Source organism: Pseudomonas sp. OIL-1, from assembly GCF_010669185.1.
GTDB classification, from domain to species: domain Bacteria; phylum Pseudomonadota; class Gammaproteobacteria; order Pseudomonadales; family Pseudomonadaceae; genus Halopseudomonas; species Halopseudomonas profundi.
The window spans coordinates 3,536,789-3,558,955 of sequence record NZ_CP048629.1; the positions used below are offsets into that span (position 1 = coordinate 3,536,789).

At 57.3% G+C, this 22,167-nt stretch carries 17 protein-coding genes; 8 read left to right on the plus strand and 9 right to left on the minus strand.

Features of this window, described 5'->3' with window-relative positions; genetic code table 11:
• Positions 1 to 5: 5 nt before the first annotated feature.
• Genes dnaQ through G3M63_RS16415 form a run of 3 tightly spaced genes read right to left on the minus strand, consistent with a single transcriptional unit; the run spans position 6 to position 1,952 of the window.
• Entirely contained in the window at positions 6 to 728 is a 723-nt protein-coding gene (gene dnaQ, locus G3M63_RS16405) for a DNA polymerase III subunit epsilon (protein WP_163983799.1), read from the minus strand.
• Complete coding sequence (gene rnhA / locus G3M63_RS16410) at positions 721 to 1,182, minus strand: ribonuclease HI (RefSeq protein WP_150299001.1); 462 nt, start codon at positions 1,180 to 1,182, stop codon at positions 721 to 723. Before rnhA ends, dnaQ begins: the two co-directional genes overlap by 8 nt.
• Positions 1,179 to 1,952, minus strand: a complete 774-nt coding sequence (locus G3M63_RS16415; RefSeq protein ID WP_150299002.1) for a class I SAM-dependent methyltransferase — start codon at positions 1,950 to 1,952, stop codon at positions 1,179 to 1,181. The genes rnhA and G3M63_RS16415 overlap by 4 nt, the downstream gene beginning before the upstream one ends.
• A 125-nt stretch (positions 1,953 to 2,077) precedes the next feature.
• Here G3M63_RS16415 and gloB point away from each other — a divergent pair, with 125 nt between their 5' ends.
• From gloB to fabI, 8 genes are all read left to right on the plus strand, one after another.
• Entirely contained in the window at positions 2,078 to 2,857 is a 780-nt protein-coding gene (gene gloB / locus G3M63_RS16420) for a hydroxyacylglutathione hydrolase (protein WP_163983800.1), read from the plus strand.
• Positions 2,858 to 3,002: 145 nt separating this feature from the next.
• The gene (locus G3M63_RS16425; protein WP_223824922.1) at positions 3,003 to 4,547 is read left to right on the plus strand and encodes a LysM peptidoglycan-binding domain-containing protein; all 1,545 of its coding nucleotides are present in this window, start codon (positions 3,003 to 3,005) and stop codon (positions 4,545 to 4,547) included.
• 151 nt (positions 4,548 to 4,698) lie between these two features.
• Positions 4,699 to 6,537 carry an extracellular solute-binding protein gene (locus G3M63_RS16430; RefSeq protein WP_163983801.1) on the plus strand — a complete coding sequence of 613 codons (1,839 nt, stop codon included), beginning with the start codon at positions 4,699 to 4,701 and terminating at the stop codon, positions 6,535 to 6,537.
• A gap of 15 nt (positions 6,538 to 6,552) precedes the next feature.
• Complete coding sequence (locus G3M63_RS16435) at positions 6,553 to 8,562, plus strand: extracellular solute-binding protein (RefSeq protein WP_163983802.1); 2,010 nt, start codon at positions 6,553 to 6,555, stop codon at positions 8,560 to 8,562.
• Positions 8,563 to 9,636 carry a microcin C ABC transporter permease YejB gene (locus G3M63_RS16440; protein WP_163983803.1) on the plus strand — a complete coding sequence of 358 codons (1,074 nt, stop codon included), beginning with the start codon at positions 8,563 to 8,565 and terminating at the stop codon, positions 9,634 to 9,636.
• A gap of 2 nt (positions 9,637 to 9,638) precedes the next feature.
• On the plus strand, positions 9,639 to 10,673 hold the full coding sequence (locus tag G3M63_RS16445; RefSeq protein ID WP_163983804.1) for an ABC transporter permease: 1,035 nt from the start codon (positions 9,639 to 9,641) through the stop codon (positions 10,671 to 10,673).
• Position 10,674: 1 nt separating this feature from the next.
• On the plus strand, positions 10,675 to 12,294 hold the full coding sequence (locus G3M63_RS16450; RefSeq protein ID WP_163983805.1) for an ABC transporter ATP-binding protein: 1,620 nt from the start codon (positions 10,675 to 10,677) through the stop codon (positions 12,292 to 12,294).
• Positions 12,295 to 12,328: 34 nt separating this feature from the next.
• A complete protein-coding gene (gene fabI / locus G3M63_RS16455; RefSeq protein ID WP_150299009.1) occupies positions 12,329 to 13,123 on the plus strand; it encodes an enoyl-ACP reductase FabI in 795 nt (264 codons plus the stop codon).
• 414 nt (positions 13,124 to 13,537) lie between these two features.
• Here fabI and G3M63_RS16460 read toward each other — a convergent pair whose 3' ends face one another.
• From G3M63_RS16460 to clpP, 6 genes are all read right to left on the minus strand, one after another.
• Positions 13,538 to 14,566, minus strand: a complete 1,029-nt coding sequence (locus G3M63_RS16460; RefSeq protein WP_150302441.1) for an IS110 family transposase — start codon at positions 14,564 to 14,566, stop codon at positions 13,538 to 13,540.
• Between the two features lie 280 nt (positions 14,567 to 14,846).
• Entirely contained in the window at positions 14,847 to 16,733 is a 1,887-nt protein-coding gene (locus tag G3M63_RS16465) for a SurA N-terminal domain-containing protein (RefSeq protein ID WP_150299010.1), read from the minus strand.
• Positions 16,734 to 16,966: 233 nt separating this feature from the next.
• Positions 16,967 to 17,239 carry a nucleoid-associated protein HU-beta gene (hupB, locus tag G3M63_RS16470; RefSeq protein WP_150299011.1) on the minus strand — a complete coding sequence of 91 codons (273 nt, stop codon included), beginning with the start codon at positions 17,237 to 17,239 and terminating at the stop codon, positions 16,967 to 16,969.
• Between the two features lie 209 nt (positions 17,240 to 17,448).
• Positions 17,449 to 19,860, minus strand: a complete 2,412-nt coding sequence (gene lon / locus G3M63_RS16475) for an endopeptidase La (RefSeq protein ID WP_150299012.1) — start codon at positions 19,858 to 19,860, stop codon at positions 17,449 to 17,451.
• 196 nt (positions 19,861 to 20,056) lie between these two features.
• Positions 20,057 to 21,337 carry an ATP-dependent Clp protease ATP-binding subunit ClpX gene (gene clpX / locus G3M63_RS16480; RefSeq protein ID WP_150299013.1) on the minus strand — a complete coding sequence of 427 codons (1,281 nt, stop codon included), beginning with the start codon at positions 21,335 to 21,337 and terminating at the stop codon, positions 20,057 to 20,059.
• 176 nt (positions 21,338 to 21,513) lie between these two features.
• On the minus strand, positions 21,514 to 22,155 hold the full coding sequence (gene clpP / locus G3M63_RS16485) for an ATP-dependent Clp endopeptidase proteolytic subunit ClpP (RefSeq protein ID WP_150299014.1): 642 nt from the start codon (positions 22,153 to 22,155) through the stop codon (positions 21,514 to 21,516).
• Between the last annotated feature and the right edge of the window lie 12 nt (positions 22,156 to 22,167).

Genomic DNA, 22,167 nt, shown 5'->3' on the forward strand with positions numbered 1-22,167 from the left:
CTGGGTCAGTCAACCGACGAAGCACTCCACGCCGAGAAACCGGCGGCCTTCTCGATCGCCGCCAGCCGCTCCGCATGGGCTTCGAGTTCGACGGGGCTGGCCTGAACCACCTTCAAACGTGCACGGCCAGGGTCCAGGCGACGGATGACACTGATGCCGTCCGCTCCGGCGTCCTGATCCGAGCCCTGGCCAGCAAGCGTCAGAGCGGTCTGACCACCCGTCATGATCAGATAGACGTCTGCAAGAATCTCGGCATCGAGCAAGGCGCCGTGCAGGTCGCGTTGAGAGTTATCAACACCGTAACGCTTACAGAGCGCATCCAGACTGTTGCGCTGACCCGGATGCTTACCCCTCGCCATCAACAAGGTGTCAACAACCGAGCAATGATCAGCCATCAAGCCGTGGCCAGCATTCAACAGTCCGAGCTCGGCATCCAGGAAGCCAATATCGAACGCTGCGTTATGAATGACCAGGCGGGCACCGCTGACAAACTGGATGAAATCGTCGACCACATCGGCGAAGAGCGGCTTGTCAGCGAGGAACTCGTCGCTGATGCCGTGTACTGCAAACGCGCCCTCTTCCACCTCGCGCTGAGGGTTGATATACACGTGGAAATGGCGTCCGGTCAGACGCCTGTCCATTAATTCGACACAACCAATTTCGATGATTCGATGGCCTTCTCTGACCTCGATACCGGTCGTTTCCGTGTCCAGTACCACCTCACGCATTGTGCAGCCTCCGTTCGGCCAGAACCTTCTCTACGCCAAGATTGGCTAACTCATCGGCCAGTTCGTTTTCCGGATGGCCACTATGACCTTTGACCCACCGCCATTCGACCTGGTGCTGGTTGACCAGAAGGTCCAGCTCCTGCCAGAGATCGGCATTCTTGACGGGCTGTTTGCTGGCCGTTTTCCAGCCCCGTTTCTTCCAGTTCGGCATCCATTCGCGGATACCCTTCATGACGTACTCTGAATCGGTTGTCAGCACTACCTGCGCGGGCCGCTTGAGCGCTTCGAGACCGCGGATCGCAGCGGTCAGCTCCATGCGGTTATTGGTGGTTTGCAACTCGCCGCCGTACAGCGTCTTTTCATGGGGCCCGAGGCGCAGGAGCACGCCCCAGCCGCCCGGCCCCGGATTTCCCTTACAGGCACCGTCGGTGAAAATTTCTATGGTATGCGTCATTTCTTGTTCCGTTTTTGCGCTCGCCTCGCCCCGGCCACTACCGGCGGCAAGGTCAGCGCGGGGAAAACCCGACCGCGCTGGCGACGCGGGGTCACACCGAGCATTTGCCGGCGAGCCATGAGAAAATAAAAGCCGCCACCGGGCAATTGGTGCTTGCCGCCAAACTCCTCCAGACTCCGCAAACGCTCGAGCCAGCGCTGGGACATAAGCGGCGGACGATAGCATCCATCTATGCGTTTCTCCACCGAAAAACCGAGCAATTCCAGCCAGTCCACGAGCCGCGACGGCGACACGAAACCGGCTTCGCTGAACCACTCCCGGCCGGTGAAATGATTGATTCCCCAGGCACTCCATGGGTTGAAGCCGAAGATGAGCAAGTGACCACCGGCCCGCACCGCCTGGCTCGCTTCACGCAGGAGCACCCGGGGCGTCAGACAGAAATCCAGACCATGATGCAGCAGCACTACATCGAGGCTTTGCGGTGAAAACGGCCATTGGGTCTCTTCCGCAGGGATGGCTTCGCGCCCGGCAAGCAGATCCAGTTGCCAATGATTGCGCAGGACGCTGCGATCGGTATCCAGCAGATCGGGCGCCAGACCGTACTGCACCAGATGCTGGCCGAAACAACGTTGAATTTGCTGCTGCATGACGCCGCGCTCGGTTGCCATGAGCATCTGACCGGGTGGCGAGTCCAGCCAGGCACGCGCCCCGGCCAGGAGTCTGAGCAGGTCGTCCTGACTGATCGATCGGGAAATACCGGGAATTGCCATGTCGCCTCCGGGTGGGCTTAGGGGCTCTTGCCGTTTCGTCGCGGCCGTGCCGAAACGGCAAGAGCCCCTGACGCGCCATTTCTCCTATAAGATAAAAACACAATATCCCAAAAGGCGCCGTTACCATGCCACAGTTCATCGCTTTGCCAGCTTTTCAGGATAACTATATATGGATGCTACTCGACGAGCATACCAGTCAGGCCGCAGTGGTCGATCCCGGCGACCCGGTGCCGGTTGTTCGCTGGCTGGGCCGCCATCCTGAATACAGTCTCAAGACCATGCTGATCACGCATCACCATCGGGACCATACCGGCGGCCTGTCCGCCATCAAGGCCGCCACCGAATGCAAGGTTTATGGGCCTGCTGAAGAAAGCATTCCCGGAATCGATCGGCAGTTGAATGATGGTGACGAGTTCAGATTGTTCGGTTCGCTTGTCCAGGTGATTTCGGTACCCGGCCATACCAGTGGTCATATCGCCCTGTTCTGCAACGATGAAAAGGATCCATGGTTGCTCTGTGGCGACACCCTGTTTGCCGGCGGTTGCGGCCGCTTGTTCGAAGGCACACCAGCACAGATGCACCATTCCCTGCAACGGCTCGCAGCGCTTCCTGACGAAACGCGCGTGTTCTGCGCCCACGAATATACCCAATCAAACCTGCGATTTGCCCAGGCGGTGGAACCAGAGAACCAGGATATAAAGGTGCGCCTGGAAGTAGTTGACGATTTGCGTGCAGGCGGTCGCATCACTCTGCCTTCCACCATAGGCCTGGAAAAACTGACCAACCCCTTCCTGCGCTGCGATCAGCCGGACGTGATCGCGGCGGCAAGCCAGCGTGCCGGAAACCAGCTGGAGGCAGGGGAGCAAACGCTGGCAGCCATACGCCAGTGGAAAGATAACTTTTGAAACAGTTATGTCTGCCAGGCGCGTGGCGGCGTCTGGTACGGGCTGTGCCAGTCAAATACGCATAGCAGTTGGCGTTTGCCCTCATGGTTCCTTGACCCTCGCAGGGTCACTACCTAGAATCGGGCAAACTTTCAGGGACCTGCTCATGCTGTTCATGACCACCAACGCACTCAAAAAAGGATTTTTGGCGCTGGGGCTGCTGGTGATCGCCGGCTGTCAGACCTCTCCAGAAACCCGCGCGACCCACCCGGAGGATGCTCCACGCATCTCACTCAAGCAGGCCGATCGCATCCTCGGGACCGAACCCAGCCGGGGGCGGATTCGAAAGGCACTGGCAGAGATTGAAGCAACCCCGACCCTCTGGTCGCGCATACGTAAAGGTTTCATGCTTGATCCAGCGGTGATCGATAACCCTCGGATCGACCAGCAAAGACTGGTTTTCACCAGCCAACCGCGATACTTCGAAACCACTTCTGCCCGCTCCCAGCTCTATCTGCATTACGTAGTCGAGCAAATAGATGCTCGAGGCCTGCCCCAGGAGCTGGCGCTTCTGCCGTTTGTTGAAAGCTCCTACAACCCCATGGCCTATTCCAGTTCCAATGCTGCGGGCCTTTGGCAGTTTATTCCTTCTACGGGAAAGATCTTTTCCCTGCGCCAGGACTGGTGGTATGACGGACGCCGTGACGTCACGGCTTCCACCCAGGCGGCGCTGGATTATCTCACCAGTCTGAACGATACCTTTGACGGAGACTGGCTCCTCGCTCTGGCAGCCTATAACTGTGGCCCGGGCTGTGTCGGCCGCGCAATCAAACACAATCGGGAACGTGGTCTGCCAACCGATTACTGGAATCTGCAGTTGCCGCGCGAAACCATGAATTACGTTCCAAAGCTGTTGGCGATGGCGCAGGTGATCGAGAGCCCAACCGCCTACGGCGCGTTGCTGCCGAAGCTCAAGGACGAACCCTACTTCGCGGAAGTAACCATCGAGCAGCAGCTCGATCTGCACAAGGCCGCTGAGCTGGCTTCAATCACGCCGGAAGAACTACTGAGCCTGAATCCAGCGTTCAAACAGCGGATTACCGCACCCCAGGGCCCCTATCAGCTGCTGGTTCCAATCGTTACCGCAGACCAGTTCATCGCCGGGCTGGCCGAATTGCCGGCTAGCGAATACGCCGGCTTTCACCGCTACAATGTTCGCCGTGGCGATACGCTGTCACAGATCGCTGACCGTTATCAGTTGAGTGTCAGCGCCATTAAGCAAGCCAACGACATCGTGGGCGGCAATACCATCCGTGTGGGTCAGACGTTGGTGCTGCCAGCGACCGCCGATGGCATGGCAGTCCCAACCGCAGGCACAACCCTGGCCATGGCTGAGCCCTTGACCTATCAGGTCAAGCCGGGCGACAACCTGTGGGCTATCGCCAAACGCCACGGGGTCAGCGTCAATGCGATTACGCGCGATAACAGCCTGAGCACTCCCGTACTGCGCGTAGGTCAACAATTGCTGCTGGCAAGTGCTGAAACCGATGCTGCGGCAGGTAGCCGAAAGGTGGTCTATACGGTCAAGCCAGGCGATTCGCTATACAGCATTGCGCGTGAATTCAAAGTACAGATAGATCATATACGGGACTGGAATGAGCTGGGCTCGGTACTGCGTCCGGGACAGCAGCTCACTCTGCATTTGCTTTGATGTCCGATTCCAGGCCGCCGTGAGCGAGCTGTTGCCTTTACCGGCTGACTGCCTGGTGCAACGTCTTGAATCTCAGGCATAAGCCCGGCGGCTCTTCCGTTGACCAGGCAGCAATGGTAGCGTTGCAGTTGCTTTCACTGAACGGCCGCTCATGACGTTTTCCCCTGGTTTTATCCTCGCCATATTGATCGTTTCATTGCCCTGGGCTACAGCTGGCGCTGCGGTCTATAAACAGCACGGCTATGCGCTCTACGGTCAGCCCGCTTACCCGGATGACTTCGAGCACCTTGACTATGTGAACCCGGACGCCCCCAAGGGCGGAACCTTTCGGGTGATGGGCAGCGGGACCTTCGATACGCTTAATCCCTATACGCTCAAGGGCACCAGCCCGATCAGTACCGGCAGCTTCGCCAACTATGGCATCAGCGAGCTGAACGAGCCGCTCATGGTGGGCAGTGGCGTCTATGATCCTTCGGCAGACGAGCCCTACTCTGCCTACGGACTGATCGCGGAGACCCTCGAATTTTCCGATGACCGTAGCTGGGTGGTTTTCAACTTGCGAGAGGAGGCCCGTTTCCATGACGGCACGCCTGTCACCGCAGCAGACGTTGCCTTTTCTTATCAGTTGCTGAAAAACCAGGGGCATCCAAACTACCGAACCATGCTGGAAGCGGTCGAGCGCATCGACATCCTCGGCTCTCACCGGATCCGCTTCATTTTTGATCACAGTCACAACCCTCTGCTGATTCTTCGTCTGGGAGAGCTGCCGGTCCTGCCGGAGCATTACTGGGAAGGTCGCGACTTCGGCGAAACCACCTATCAGGCAGGCTTGAACAGCGGCCCCTACCGCATTAGTGAAGTCCGTCCCGGTCGCCGGCTGGTGTTCGAGCGGGTCAAGAACTATTGGGGGCGCGACTTGCCAGTCAACCTCGGCAAGTACAACGTGGACCGGATGGAAGTAGAGTTCTACCGAGACAACAATGTCGCTTTCGAGGCTTTCAAGGCTGGCGAGTTCGACGTCTATTTCGACCACAAGGCCAGTAACTGGGCCAACGCTTATGAATTTCCCGCAGTGCACCGAGGCGAGGTTCTCAAGCGCGCCATACCCCATGAAATCCCCAGTCCTACCCAGGCCATGTTTTTCAACACCCGGCGCATGCCCTTCGATGACCGCCGCGTTCGGCAGGCGCTAGGCATGCTCTTCGATTTCGAATGGTCAAATCGGGTTCTCTTCTATGGCGCTTATGAACGCTCGTTAAGCTATTACCCCAACAGTCCCTTCTCCGCAAAGGCGTTGCCTTCCGGTCAGGAGTTTCTCTTTCTCGAGCCCTACCGTGATCAGCTTCCGAATGCACTGTTCCGCGAGCCCTTTACCCTGCCGGTAACCGATGGCCGCGGCATACCACGCGAAATCCTGCGGGACGCCGTAAATTTATTCGAAGACGCCGGCTGGTCGTTGCGTGACGGACGGCTGCGCAATGCCGATGGCCAGCCGCTGGTCTTCGAGATTCTGCTGGTCAACCCGAGTCTGGAGCGAATTCTGCAGCCCTACCGCAACAACCTGTCGCGCCTGGGCATTGATATGCATATTCGTACCGTCGATAGCGCGCAATACCGGGCTCGGCTGGATCAATTCGACTACGACATGATTCTCGCGACACTACCGCAGGGACTGTCCCCCGGCATGGAGCAGCACAGCTATTTTCATTCGAGCCAGCGCAGCGTACGGGGCAGCCGCAACTATGCCGGCATAGCCAACCCGGTCGTTGACAAGATGCTGGAGCATTTGCTGTCGGCCGGCACACGCGCCCAACAGGTTGCGGCCGCCAGGGCTCTCGACCGCGTGATGCTGTGGGAACACTATACAATCCCGAACTGGTATATAAACTACCACCGCATAGCGCACCGTTCCTGGTTGCGCTCGGAATCTACACCGCCTTACTCGCTGGCAATCCGCACCTGGTGGATTGATAAAGCGGTCGAACAATAATCAAGGTCATCAAAAATGCTTGCCACGCTGAAAACCACAATCGGACTGATCCTGTTGACCCTGGCCGCACTCAGCCAGGCGCAAGATGCTGGCAGCCACGCCCTCACGCTTTATGGCGAGTCGCCCAAATATCCGGAAGGTTTCAGCCACTTCGACTATGTCAACCCGGAAGCCCCCAAGGGCGGCACCCTGCGACTGTCAGGCTTTGGCAGCTTTGATTCTCTGAACGGTTTCATCAGCCGCGGTGCCGCGGCCGACCAGCTCAATCTCATTTATGACACCCTGACCTTCCACTCCCTGGATGAACCCTTCACCGAGTACGGCCTGCTGGCCGAGCGCATCGAGCGGCCTGAAGACAATACCTGGGTGCGTTTCCACCTGCGCGAAGAAGCCCGGTTTCACGATGGCGAGCCGGTCACCGCTGAGGATGTAGTGTTCACCTTCAATACGCTGTTGGAGAAAGGTGCACCCTTCTACCGGGCATATTATGGCGATGTGAAGGAAGTCGTCGCTGACAGCGAGCGTAGCGTTACTTTCCATTTCCACAACGGGCAGAATCGCGAGCTACCTCTGGTGTTGGGACAGCTGCCGGTACTGCCCGCGCATTACTGGGCTGAGCGCGAATTCGATCACACCGGACTCGAGCCACCCCTGGGCAGCGGACCCTATCGGGTCGGAAACGTGCGCCCTGGCCGGTCGATCGCCTACGAGCGCGTTGAGGATTACTGGGGCGCGGACTTGCCCGCCGTGCGGGGCTTCTTCAATTTCGACCGCGTTGTAGTCGATTACTATCGCGATACCGGCGTCGCACTGGAAGCCTTCAAGGCCGGGCAGTTTGATTTCAATCAGGAAGTCAGTGCACGCAACTGGGCGACGGGCTACGACAGCCCCGCCCTCCAGGCCGGGCGGATTATCAAGGAAGAAATCCCCAATCAGAATACTCAGGGCATGCAGGGGTTCGTCTTCAACCTGCGCCGCCCGCATTTCCAGGACCGCCGGGTTCGCCACGCGATAAGCCTGCTGTTTGATTTCGAATGGGCCAACGGGCGGCTTTTCCATGGCGCTTATACGCGTAGCGCCAGTTTCTTTGCCAATTCGGAACTGGCCGCCGTGGGAACGCCCAATGAGGACGAGCTAAAGCTGCTCGAACCCCTGCGCGACCAGTTGCCTGCCGAAGCCTTCGGCCCAGCATATATCCCGCCCAAGACCGATGGCAGCGGCAATATCCGCGAGCAGATGCGTAAGGCCTACGCCCTATTGCAGGAAGCAGGCTGGCGGATCGAGAACGATCAACTGGTCAACGAACAGGGCGAACCCCTCAGTTTTGAATTTCTGTTGGTGCAAGCCGATTTTGAACGCGTTTTGCTGCCCTTCAAACGCAACCTCGCGTCGTTGGGTATCGACATGAACCTGCGCCGGATTGATACGTCGCAATACATCAATCGCCTGCGTTCGCGGGATTTCGACATGATCGTCACCGGCTTCGGCCAATCCAACTCGCCCGGCAATGAGCAACGCGAGTACTGGCATTCTTCCAGCGCGGACAACCCTGGCAGCCGCAATCTGATGGGTCTCAAGGACCCCGCCGTCGACAGCCTGGTAGAAGGCTTGATTCAGGCTGGCAGCCGTGAAGCGCTGGTTACCCACACCCGCGCGCTGGATCGCGTTCTGCGGGTCACCCACTTCCTGGTGCCCAACTTTCACACTGATGTGTACCGCGTCGCTTACTGGAACAAGTTTGCCCATCCGGCCCAGTCCCCCAAATACGACATCGGCCTGTTTACCTGGTGGGTCGACAAGGACAAGCCCGGCACCATTGGCGAGCCGCTGTTGATTACTGACCCGGAGACCGAAGCCGAGGATTCAGGCCCTGCGTTTGAACCAACTGTTGAAGAGGGTTCCGTCGACCCGGCAAAACCGCAACATCAACAGGCCGCGCCTGAAGATGAGAACGAAGCCCCTGCTTCGTCTGCCCCCGCCATGGACCCGTCTGCCAAAACAGTCCCGGGCGAGGATACCGAGTAGATGCTTGCGTATATTATTCGACGGCTTCTGCTGATCATCCCAACCCTGTTCGGCATTCTGTTAATCAATTTTCTTATCATCCAGGCCGCCCCCGGTGGCCCTGTAGAACAGATGGTAGCCAAACTTGAAGGCTTCGAAGGGGCTACCAGCCGTATCTCGGGGAGCGCCCAGGGTGAGGTAGCGAGCGGCAGCAATTATCGGGGCGCACAGGGCCTGGACCCTGACATCATTGCCGAGATCGAGCGGATGTACGGTTTCGACAAACCGCCGCATGAGCGGTTTTGGCTAATGATCAAGGGGTATATGACCTTTGACTTCGGCGACAGTTTTTTCCGTGACGCCAGCGTGATCGATCTGATTATCGAGAAGATGCCGGTATCCATTTCCCTGGGCCTATGGACGACCGTGCTGACCTACCTGATTTCCATTCCGCTGGGTATCCGCAAGGCAATCACCCACGGCTCGGCGTTTGATGTCTGGACCAGCTCGCTGATCATTGTTGGCTACGCCATACCCGGCTTTCTGCTGGCCATCCTGTTGATAGTGCTGTTCGCAGGCGGCAGTTATTTTGACTGGTTTCCCTTACGTGGACTGACTTCGAACAACTTCGAAGAGCTGGACACCTGGGGCAAGATCAAGGACTACCTGTGGCATCTGGTATTGCCGATCACCGCAATGGTGATTGGCAGTTTCGCGACGCTGACCATGCTCACCAAGAACTGCTTTCTCGACGAGATCGGCAAACAGTACGTTACCACCGCCCGAGCCAAGGGCCTGTCCGAGCGCCGCGTTCTATACGGTCACGTATTCCGCAACGCGATGCTGCTCATCATTGCCGGCTTTCCATCGGCGCTGATCAGCGTGTTCTTCACCGGCGCCCTGCTCATAGAGGTGATCTTTTCCCTCGATGGCCTGGGACTGCTCGGCTTCGAGGCAGCCATCAATCGCGATTATCCGGTTATGTTCGGCACCCTTTATATCTTCACCCTGCTCGGCCTGGTGGTAAAACTGATCGGCGACATTGCCTATACCCTGGTTGATCCACGCATCGACTTTGAAAGCAGGGAGGGCTGAGCATGGGCGGGCGTTTCACACTGTCACCCCTCAACCGTCGCCGTTTCGCACGGTTCAAGGCCAACCGCCGTGGCTGGTGGTCGCTGCACATCTTCCTGGTGCTCTTTGTACTCAGTCTCGGCGCAGAACTTTTGTCAAATGACAAACCCCTGCTGGTGAGTCATCAGGACGAATTGTACTTTCCGATCTTTCAGCGCTATGCCGAGACGGAATTTGGCGGCGAATTCCCCATCGAAGCGGATTACCGCAGCAGTTACGTACGAGAACTGATCGAGGACAAGGGCGACGGATGGATGCTCTGGCCGCCGAACCCCTATTACTATTCAACGATCAATTACGAGCTGGATGTACCGGCCCCGGCTCCGCCCTCTGCGGACAACTGGCTAGGCACCGATGATCAGGCGCGGGATGTATTTGCCCGGGTAGTCTACGGCTTTCGAATTTCGGTGTTGTTCGCGCTTACCCTGACCATTGTCAGCTCGATCATCGGGGTTATCGTCGGTGCCATCCAGGGGTTCTATGGGGGGCGCATCGACCTGTTTGGCCAGCGGTTCATCGAAGTCTGGTCAGGCCTTCCGGTGCTCTATTTGCTGATTATCCTCGCCAGTTTCGTGCAACCAAGCTTCTGGTGGCTGCTGGGTATCATGCTGCTGTTTTCCTGGATGTCCCTGGTCGACGTGGTGCGGGCAGAGTTTCTCCGCGGTCGAAACCTTGAGTACGTTCGCGCCGCACGGGCATTGGGGGCCAGCAACCGGATCATCATGTTCCGCCACATCCTGCCCAACGCCATGGTCGCAACCCTGACCTTCTTCCCGTTCATTCTGACCGGCGGGGTAATCACTCTGACCTCCCTGGATTTCCTCGGCTTCGGCCTGCCTGCTGGATCACCCTCGCTAGGGGAGCTTATTGCGCAGGGCAAGGCCAACCTGCAGGCACCCTGGCTGGGCATTACAGCCTTCGTGGTGTTGTCGGTCATGCTCTCATTGCTGGTGTTCATCGGCGAGGCGCTTCGCGATGCCTTCGACCCAAGGAAATAAGATGTCGGAACAACCCCTGATCCGCGTACAAAACCTCAGCGTTGCTTTCCAGAGTGAAAAAGAGGAAATCATGGCGGTGCGCGACGTGAGCCTGGACATCTATCCGGGCCAGACCGTTGCGCTGGTGGGAGAAAGCGGCTCGGGCAAATCCGTTACCGCACACTCGATACTTCGCCTGCTGCCCTATCCGATGGCCAGACACCCCAGCGGCGTGATTCTGTACAAAGGCGAAGATTTGCTTATTGCCAAGCTCAAGCGCTTGCGGCAGGTGCGTGGCAACCGGATCTCGATGATTTTCCAGGAGCCGATGTCATCGCTGAATCCGCTACATACGGTGGAACGGCAAATTAACGAAGTGCTATTTCTGCATAAGGGCCTGGACAAAAAAGCCGCGCGCGCGCGTACCCTTGAGTTGCTGGAGCTGGTCGGCATTCCCGAGCCCGCCAAGCGATTGACCGCCTACCCGCACGAGCTTTCCGGTGGCCAGAGGCAGCGCGTGATGATCGCCATGGCGCTGGCCAACGAGCCCGAACTGCTGATCGCGGACGAACCAACCACCGCACTCGATGTGACTGTCCAGCTGAAGATCCTGGAATTGCTCAAGTCGTTGCAGGAAAAACTCGGCATGGCTCTGCTGCTGATCAGTCACGACCTGAACCTGGTGCGAAAAATAGCGCATCGCGTATGTGTCATGTACCAGGGTCGCGTCGTCGAAGAAAACGAATGCGCTGAGCTTTTTGACGCACCGCAGCATGAATATACCCGTCAGCTTCTCGCCGCCGATCCCTCGGGAGACCCGGTTGAAGCTGACCGGAACGCACCGGTCATTCTGCGCACAGAGCAGTTGCGGGTATGGTTTCCGATCAAGAAAGGCGTATTCAAGAAGACCGTTGACCATATTAAGGCGGTAACCGATGCCAGCTTCAGTCTGCGCAGCGGCCATACGCTGGGTATCGTTGGCGAAAGCGGATCCGGCAAGACCACGCTGGGCATGGCGATCCTGAAACTCGTCGATAGCAAGGGACTGATCGAGAGCAACGGTCAACGGCTCGACGGCATGAGCCAGGAAGCGTTCCGCCCGCTGCGCAGACAGATTCAGGTGGTGTTCCAGGACCCGTTTGGCAGCTTGAGTCCGCGGATGTCAGTTGCCCAGATAATCAGCGAGGGCCTGGAAATCCACCGCATGGGCACGGTAGAAGAACGCGAGCAGATGGTCATCCAGGCCCTGCAGGAAGTTGGACTGGATCCGGAGAGCCGTCATCGTTATCCGCACGAGTTCTCCGGCGGACAACGGCAGCGGATTGCAATAGCGCGGGCATTGGTGCTCAAGCCCTCGCTCATTCTGCTGGACGAGCCCACCTCTGCGCTTGACCGTACGGTACAGAGCCAGGTAGTCGAGTTGCTTCGCGAACTGCAGCGCAAATACGGGTTAAGCTATTTGTTTATCAGCCACGACCTGGCTGTTGTACGCGCTCTCAGCCATGAGCTGATGGTCGTCCGCCAGGGTGAGATTGTCGAACAGGGGCCGGCCAGGCAGATCTTCGCTTCACCGCAGCACGAGTATACTCGTCAGCTGCTCGAAGCGGCCTTCGCCGCACCGGCAACAGTCACTATGGCCTGAACATTCAGGTCCGGAATCAAAACAGGAAGCACATATGGGATTTCTAACCGGAAAGCGCGTACTCATCGTTGGCGTAGCCAGCAAACTGTCCATAGCCTCAGGCATCGCTGCAGCAATGCACCGCGAAGGCGCCGAGCTGGCGTTTACCTATCAGAACGACAAGCTCAAAGGTCGTGTTGAAGGCTTCGCTGCCGACTGGGGCTCCAGCCCGGAATTGTGCTTCCCTTGTGACGTAGCGGACGACGCTCAGATCGAACAGGTCTTTGCCGAACTCAGCAAGAAATGGGACGGGCTCGACTGCATCGTCCACTCGGTGGGTTTTGCCCCCGGCGATCAGCTGGATGGCGACTTTACCGAAGTCACTACACGCGACGGTTTTCGCATCGCCCACGACATCAGCGCCTACAGCTTCGTCGCTCTGGCCAAGGCAGGTCGGGAGATGATGAAAGGCCGCAACGGCAGCCTGCTCACCCTGTCCTATCTGGGCGCTGAACGCACCATGCCCAACTACAACGTCATGGGCATGGCGAAGGCGAGCCTCGAAGCCGGCGTGCGATATCTCGCCAGCAGCCTTGGCCCGGAAGGCACGCGTGTAAACGCTGTGTCTGCCGGCCCCATCCGAACGCTCGCTGCATCCGGTATCAAGAGTTTCCGCAAGATGCTGGCCTACAATGCCGCACAGACGCCACTACGCCGCAACGTCACCATCGAGGAAGTGGGCAACGCCGGCGCCTTCCTCTGTTCTGACCTGGCAGCCGGCATTTCCGGTGAGGTCATGCACGTGGACGGCGGTTTCAATACCACGGCCATGGGCAATATCGAAGAGTAACAGGCATGCCGGGCAACCGGCACACAGCAAAAAGCCGCTCTCAAGAGAGCGGCTTTTTTGTTTCTGGAAGCATGGATTCCATTCCAGCCAGTGAATTCATCCGCCATACCCTAGGGGTCTGACGGCGGCACACTCAATGGAGGGCCGTATATGGTCCCCTCCCTCTTTGCAAGGCCTCCAGCATTTGATGGCATGTAGGTTGTCTGTCGTATATCCGGCCTCTGTATGCAACCTGCGGCTGCGGGCCTCGATGAGTACCGTAAGTGTATCGTCCTAATCGAGTTCACGGCCTTGATGGCCCTGACCCTCCGCAGGTTTTCGATACACCGGCCTAACCTGTGTTGTCATCGCTTGCTGATTGCCTTCGCAACCTTGGGGGGAACTCCTCTTGTTAACCCGTGCCTTGCCCAGCTTTTACTGACTGATATTGATCGCCCGATAAGGTTCACAGCGGGTTACAACAGCCCAGCCTATGCGTACCAACTTGTTCGCTAGAGCAATGACTGCCTTGTTGTAGCCTCGTCGCTCAATCAGGTTGCACACCCATCGACTGAGTCTGTCATTGCGCTTGCTGGCCACGCGCGCGAATGCCCTGGCACCATGCACCAGCAACGCCCGCATACGTTTGTCGCCACATTTGGAGATCCTGCCCAGGATAATTTTGCCTCCCGTACTGTATTGCTTGGGGACCAGCCCCATAGCGGCGGAGGCATCCCGGCCATTCTTGAATTGGTGGCCATCGCCTATCCAGCAGCGGAAGGCACTGCTGACGATTTCGCCATAGCCCGGGATGCTCATTAGATTCTGGCAGACCTCATCCTGATTCGCTCTGATCTCAATCTGTTGTGTGTACCACTCCAGTTCCTGCTCCCAAATGCAGTACTGCTGATACTGACGATTGACCAGTTCGCGCAGACGCCAAGGCAATCCGTTCTCAGGATCTTCCAGCAAGGCTACGACCGTCTTGCGGAAGTTCGCCTTGCCTTCGGGCATGACAATGCCGTGCTCTGCCAGCAGGGCGCGTGTGCGATTGATCAACCCGATTTGGTCGGCAAGCAGAGCCTGCCGCATGCGTTGAAGGCTTTGATCCAGCTGCTGCTCAACCGTTTTCACCGCAACGGCGCGTACTCGCCCATATTGAGCTGCCTCGGCTATGGCTTCGGCATCGTTATAATCGTTCTTCTGACGGCGCAAGTAAGCCTTGATGTGCTGCGGTGGCAATAGCTTCACTTGATGACCAGCTGCTTCAATTTCCCGTGCCCAGTAATGGGATCCGGAACAGGCTTCCATGGCCACTACTGCTTGCGGGTAATTCGCCAAAAAAGCCAATACCTGCTGACGGCGAAGCTTCTTGCGGTGCACCTGTTTACCCGACGGGTCCAGAACGACAACGAAGAAAATAGCCTTTGCCAGATCGATGCCGACTGTCATAGATTTGTTCATGGTCTCCTCCTGTCTCCGTTCGCTTCTCAATAGATGTTTAGCATCTATTCTCAGGCGCATCACGACGCCGTAGAGGGAGAGGGAGGAGACCATCTCATCGGGTTCCATCCCGGCCAACGTACTCGCCAGCAACGCCGGTGGTCGAGGTGAAACTCGACACTCCATAGGCCGTGCCTGATTCAGGTGCTCCTTTTTTACGTCGGCGGAATGAGCGAGCCAAAACGCAAAACCCGGTCCATGGACCGGGTTTCGTAATGCGACAACTGAAGCGTTCGATAGGCTAGAAGCGTTCTACCTCCGCGTCTTCCTTCAGCTTCTGCTGAATGGCGGTAAAATCCTGCTCCCCGGTCTGGCCGGCAATGAAGCGTTCGAACATCGGCGACTCGGCTTCGGTCAAGGCATCCTCAGGAGTGGCGACGCCCTTCAGCTGAACGATCCAGCGGCCACCGTCCGGCTTGCGGAACTGTGCGAAGCCATCCCTACCGTCATCCGGGCGTGGCATGGCGAACACGTTGCGCAACAAGGCAGGAAGCACTTCCTGGCTGCTACGACCAACCGCCTCGTGCTCCTCCCAACCGGCCTCGAGGGATTCAGCCAACTGCTCGGCCTGAACATCGCCAGAACGCAACTCAGACACCGCTTCTTCCGCGACACGTTCGGCTTTTTCCGTAGCCCGCCGATAGCGCAGCACGTCGACGATTTCCTCACGCGCATCATCCAGCGACAGCGTTTCCTGCGGCATGTGCTCTTTTACTCGCAACACGACGACCGTATCGGCATCCAGTTCGAGCAGAGGACTATTGCGTCCATCAACCAACACTTCTTCGTCAAAGGCAGCCATCATGACCTTGGGGTTGCTGGTCAGCCCTTCCCCGCCCGACTGTTCAACCGGGCCAATGGTTTCAATTTCAAGCCCGAGACTTTCGGCTGGTCCGGCCAGATCCGGCGATTCGTATGCAAGATCAGCCAGCTCCTGCGAGGCTTCCACAAAACGACGCTCGACCAATTCCGTCTTCAGTTCCTGCTCAAGGTTGTCGCGCATTTCATCGAGCGTAGGCAGGTCAGGTGCCTGCAGATCGGTCAACTTGATCAGATGGTAGCCGTAGCTGGTACGAACCGGTTCAGATACCTGGCCTTCTTCCAGCGAAGAAAGCGTCTCATCGAACGCCGGATCGAAGCTGCCTTCCACAGTGAAACCGAGATCCCCACCCCGATTGGCACTGCCGCTATCGTCCGAGTATTCCTTCGCCACTTCAGCGAAGTCAGCACCGGCCTCGATGCGCTCATAGGCTTCCTGTGCCCGTTCTAGCGCAGCGTCCTCGTCGTCATTGATCTCTACCAGGATATGCGCAGCGCGGCGCTGCTCAACCAGGTTGCCGACCTCGCGCTGGTATAGCTGCTCAATCGCCTCTTCATCGACCTCTACCTGGTCGAAGAAGTCCCGACGAGAAAGCGTCACGGCTTCCAGTACAACCTTCTCAGGCGACTTGAACTGCTCCTTGTTCTCTTCGTAATGCTGCTGAACGTCCTCCTCGCTGATATCGACTGCTTCGTGTTCGGCAGTCACTTCCATCACAGCGAAGTCACGGGTCTGATTCTCCAGCCGTGCCAGGCGTTCGCGTTCAGCCGGTGTGGCGAAAGCGGTTGCCTGATACGCGTTACGCAACTGGGCAATCAGCAATTCCTGGCGAACCAGATCGCGGAATGCCATGCGTGAGGCGAGCCCCATATTACGGATAACGATATCGAAACGGTCAGCGTTGAACTGTCCATCCACCTGAAAATCGGGCGTCCCGAGAATCAACTGGTCAATCATCTGCTCGGATACTTTCAAGTCTGCCTCAGCAGCGCCATCAAGCAGGACGGCACGTTCGATCAGGCTGTCCAGTACGGACGCACGCAGCAGATTATCGTCGATCAGACTGGGGTCAAAGTTATCGTTGCCCATCTGGCGCAGCTGTTGGATCAGCTGCTGACGTTGCAGAGAAACGGCCTGTTCCAGTTCTGTTTTGGTTATGACAGTCCCGTTCACTTCTGCCGCTTTCTCCTCGTCGCTGGTAAAGCGACTGATCGATTCCCAACCGGTCAAAGCGAATATCAGCACAATGACGCCTACGATCACCTTTGCGACCCAGCTTTGCGCATTGTCCCTCATTTTTTGCAGCATCGTGCCCCCGAAGATCCTATTATCAACAGCCCACTCCGGCGGCTGCTGGTCTTGCCAGAAACGCTAAACCTTAAAACAAAAAAGGCGCATCGTCTGTGATGCGCCTTCTGGAAGTTTACGGAACCACAACCTTGCTGTCGTCTGGCTCCCCTGAGGGCTCTCCACACCGGCCGGGGTTCCGTCTGCATCCTGTCGCTCGAAGCTGATGGATGCACTTCAATGTCAGGACGCGATTAGTTGACTGCGTCCTTCAGTGCCTTGCCTGCCTTGAAGCCAGGGATTTTGGCAGCGCTGATTTCAATCGGTTGACCAGTCTGCGGATTGCGACCAGTACGGGCAGCGCGTTCCTTAACGGCAAAAGTACCGAAACCAACCAGAACAACCGGATCACCGGCTTTCAGAGCACCAGTAACAGACTCGATGACCGCGTCCAGAGCACGACCGGCAGCAGCTTTCGGAATATCGGCGGATGCTGCGATGGCATCAATCAGTTCAGACTTGTTCACTTAAGTCCCCTTATATAATTTCAATGAGTAGTTAGTCGTTATGTAAGCTTATGGTCCTAGCAAAGCTCTAGCCAGTCAGCGTACCGCAATGGTCGAAGCACGCTTTATAGCAAGCGCTCAAAAACCGTGTCAAGGAATGCTTGAGAAACACGGTGTGCGGCAGGGAGCCCCGCGTTGCAAGGCTGCCCGCCCGAGCAGACCGTTCACACTCAATGAGTACTGATACGCTCCTTCGCGTCGGCCTCACGATTGTCATCCTTTGCAACTATCTCTTCAACCCCTTCCTGCAGGGGCTCCGGCATGTATTGCAGCGCAATCTGCAACACCTCGTCAATCCATTTCACCGGTTTGACCTCAATATTCTCCTTGATGTTATCCGGGATCTCTTTCAGATCGCGCACGTTGTCGTGGGGGATGATGACTGTTTTGATGCCGCCACGATGCGCTGCGAGGAGCTTTTCCTTCAATCCGCCGATCGGTAGAACCTGCCCGCGGAGAGTGATCTCACCCGTCATCGCCACGTCAGCACGCACAGGAATCTTGCTCAGCGCAGACACCAGCGCAGTGCACATTCCCACCCCCGCGCTGGGCCCGTCCTTCGGAGTAGCGCCTTCCGGGACGTGGATATGAATATCGTGCTTTTCATGGAAATCCGAGGCAATTCCGAGACTTGCAGCGCGGCTACGGACAACGGTCAGCGCAGCGCTGATCGATTCCTGCATCACATCACCGAGCGAGCCGGTCTTGATCTGACGACCCTTACCAGGCACCACCACAGCCTCAAGACTGAGCAGTTCGCCGCCCACCTGAGTCCATGCAAGCCCCGTCACCTGACCGATCTGGTCCGCTTCCTCAGCCAACCCGTACTTGAATTTGCGGACCCCAAGGTAATGCTCGACAAGCTCGCTATCGAGAATGACCTCATTCCCTTTTGATTTCCCTTTGCCCTTGGCCAACTGCTCCCGCACAACCTTGCGGCAGACCTTGGCGATCTGTCGTTCCAGCCCGCGCACGCCTGCTTCGCGAGTGTAATACCGGACGAGGTCGCGTAACGAATCGACAGTAAAGGTCAATTCGCCATCCTTGAGACCGTTGTTTTTGGTCTGTTTGGGAATCAGATAGCGCTGTGCGATATTGATCTTCTCGTCCTCGGTGTAGCCGGGGATACGGATGACTTCCATCCGGTCGAGCAGCGGTGCCGGAATGTTCATTGAATTCGATGTGCAGATGAACATTACATCCGAGAGATCGTAGTCAACTTCCAGATAATGGTCGTTGAAGGCATGATTCTGCTCGGGATCCAGCACTTCCAGCAGCGCTGAAGACGGATCGCCACGCATGTCCTGGCCCATCTTGTCGACTTCATCGAGCAGGAATAGCGGATTTCTGACCCCTGCCTTGGTCATCTTCTGAATCAGTTTACCCGGCAGCGAACCAATATAGGTGCGACGATGACCGCGGATCTCCGCTTCATCGCGCACGCCACCCAGGGCCATGCGCACGAACTGCCGGTTGGTTGCCCGGGCCAGCGATTCACCCAGGGAGGTTTTGCCCACGCCAGGTGGCCCCACCAGGCACAGAACCGGTCCTTTGAGCTTGCGCACGCGCATCTGCACGGCGAGGTATTCAAGGATGCGTTCCTTGACCTCCTCAAGACCGTAATGATCATTCTCCAGCACTTCCTGCGCGCGCTTGAGGTCATGCCTGACTTTGCTGGCCTTCTTCCACGGAACGTTACACAGCCAATCGATATAGGACCGCACCACCGTCGCTTCAGCAGACATGGGCGACATCATCTTGAGCTTGTTCAGCTCGGCGATAGCCTTCCCGTACGCTTCCTTGGTCATGCCGGCGTCATCAATTCGTTTCTGGATGCCCTCCAGCTCGTTGTTGCCATCATCGAGCCCACCCATTTCCTTCTGAATGGCCTTCATCTGTTCGTTAAGGTAGTACTCGCGCTGGCTGCGCTCCATCTGCTTCTTCACGCGGCCGCGGATGCGCTTCTCGACCTGGAGCAGGTCTATCTCGGCATCCAGTACCCCTAATACGTGCTCGACCCGCTCACGCAGCGGCAGAATCTCGAGGATCTTCTGTTTCTGCTCCAGCTTGAGCGTGAGGTGCGCAGCCATCGTGTCTACCAGGCGGCTCGGCTCCTCGATACTGGAAAGCGAAGACACCACCTCGGAGGGGACTTTCTTGCCCAGTTGCACAAATTGCTCGAACTGGCTCATCAGACTGCGAATGAGCACCTCGGATTCGCGGTCATCCAGCGCGACCTCATCGAACAGCTCCACGCTGGCTTCCTGATAGAGCTCGAGCTCCCGAACCTCATCGATACGCGCGCGCTGCTCACCTTCCACCAGCACCTTGACGGTGCCATCAGGAAGTTTGAGCAACTGCAGGATCGTGGCGACGGTACCCATGCCGTACAGGGCGTCCTGTTTCGGGTCGTCATCACCGGGTTCACGCTGCGCGACCAGCAAGACCTGCTTGTCGCCAGCCATTGCTGCCTCAAGCGCCTCGATGGACTTGTCACGCCCGACGAAGAGAGGAATCACCATATGTGGATACACCACCACATCGCGGAGTGGCAGTAAGGGAAAATCGCTGAGAGTCGTCATGGCAGAGGCTCGCTAGCAGAGGGGCGGATCCTGGATCCGTCCGTATATGAAATGTCCATGAATCAAAGATGGGGGCACAAAACGAAAAAAACAAGCGGCTTCACATGATGTGTTACAGGAAGAAAATGAAGGAAATGCAGAAAAAACAAGGAAAAGCCTGTGCCACCGGGCGGTGGCACAGTTAAAACAAGTGCTTTCAGTCTTCCGGCAGAGCCTTGGACTGCTCAACCGACTCGTAAATCATCAGCGGCTTGGCATCCCCGTTGATGACGTTCTCGTCGATAACCACCTTGCTGACATGCTCGGCGGAAGGGATGTCGTACATGGTATCCAGCAAGACATTTTCCAGTATCGAACGCAGGCCCCGAGCACCCGTTTTTCGCTCCAATGCACGCTTGGCGATAGACCGCAGCGCATCGGTGCGGAACTCCAGCTCTACGCCTTCCATCTCGAACAGACGCGCGTATTGCTTGGTCAGCGAGTTCTTTGGCTCAGTCAGAATTTCGATCAGCGCGTCTTCATCCAGCTCGTCCAGCGTCGCAACGACCGGCAAACGACCGACGAATTCAGGGATCAGGCCGAAACGCACCAGATCTTCCGGCTCCACGTCCTTCAACGCCTCACCGACCTTCTTGCCTTCATCCTTGCTGCGCACCGCAGCACTGAAACCGATCCCGCTCTTTTCAGAACGATCACGAATCACTTTCTCGAGTCCGGCAAAGGCTCCACCGCAGATGAACAGGATGTTTCGCGTATCAACCTGCAAGAATTCCTGCTGCGGATGCTTGCGGCCACCCTGAGGCGGTACGGAGGCAACCGTGCCCTCGATCAGTTTCAGCAGCGCTTGCTGGACACCCTCACCCGAGACATCACGCGTGATCGACGGATTGTCGGACTTGCGCGAAATCTTGTCGATCTCGTCGATGTAGACGATACCCATCTGGGCCTTTTCTACATCGTAGTCACACTTCTGCAACAGCTTCTGGATGATGTTCTCGACATCCTCACCGACATAACCCGCTTCGGTGAGCGTCGTCGCATCAGCAATGGTGAAGGGCACGTTAAGCAGACGAGCCAGCGTTTCAGCCAGCAGCGTCTTGCCTGAGCCAGTCGGGCCAATGACCAGAATGTTGCTCTTGCCCAGCTCGACGTCATCCTTGCCTTCGCGCTGATTGAGTCGCTTGTAGTGGTTGTAAACGGCTACGGACAGAATCTTCTTCGCGCGCAATTGGCCGATCACGTATTGATCCAGAATGCCGCTGATTTCCTTCGGCGACGGGAGCTTCTGGCTGCTGCTCTCAGTCTGGTTTTCCTGCACTTCTTCACGAATGATGTCGTTGCACAGGTCAACACACTCATCGCAGATAAATACGGAGGGGCCGGCAATCAGCTTGCGCACTTCATGCTGGCTCTTGCCGCAGAAAGAGCAATACAGCAACTTGCCGTTGTCGTCACCCTTCCCAGTCATATCGGTCATCGAAAACCCCTGCTTACGGTTCACTCTTATCACAAAGATGAAGGCATCAACGCTGCTTTGCAAGCGCGATCCTGTCAACGCACGCCGCCCATCCATTCAGAAAAGCGGTACTACAGGAGCGCACCCAATGCTGCGCTCCAACCGGCACCAGGACCGGCCCCCGAGTCTGCCGACTGTTAGCCGGCCATCTCGCGGCTTTCAATCACACGGTCAATCAGACCATATTCCACTGCTTCAGTGCCGCTCATGAACCGATCCCGATCCGTATCGCGCTCAATCACTTCCATCGGCTGGCCGGTATGATGCGCCATGATGCGGTTCAGGCGTTCCCGAATGAACAGAATCTCCCGGGCATGAATCTCGATATCGGACGCCTGACCCTGGAATCCGCCCAGCGGCTGGTGAATCATCATGCGCGAATGCGGCAGCGAGAAACGCTTGCCTTCCGCCCCGCCTGCCAACAGGAAAGCGCCCATACTGGCGGCCTGCCCAATACACAGGGTGCTGACGTTCGGCTTGATAAACTGCATGGTGTCATAGATCGCCATGCCCGCAGTGACCGAACCACCCGGCGAATTGATGTACAGGTGGATGTCCTTGTCAGGATTCTCCGACTCAAGGAACAACAGCTGAGCGACTACCAGGTTGGCCATGTAATCCTCAACCTGACCCACGAGGAAGATCACACGCTCCTTGAGCAGGCGCGAGTAGATGTCATACGAACGCTCGCCGCGTGCAGACTGCTCTACCACCATTGGGACCAAGCCACCCGCAGCCTGAACGTCAGGTGCAAACTGGTTAAATGTATGTTGGGTCATGGATCGCTATTA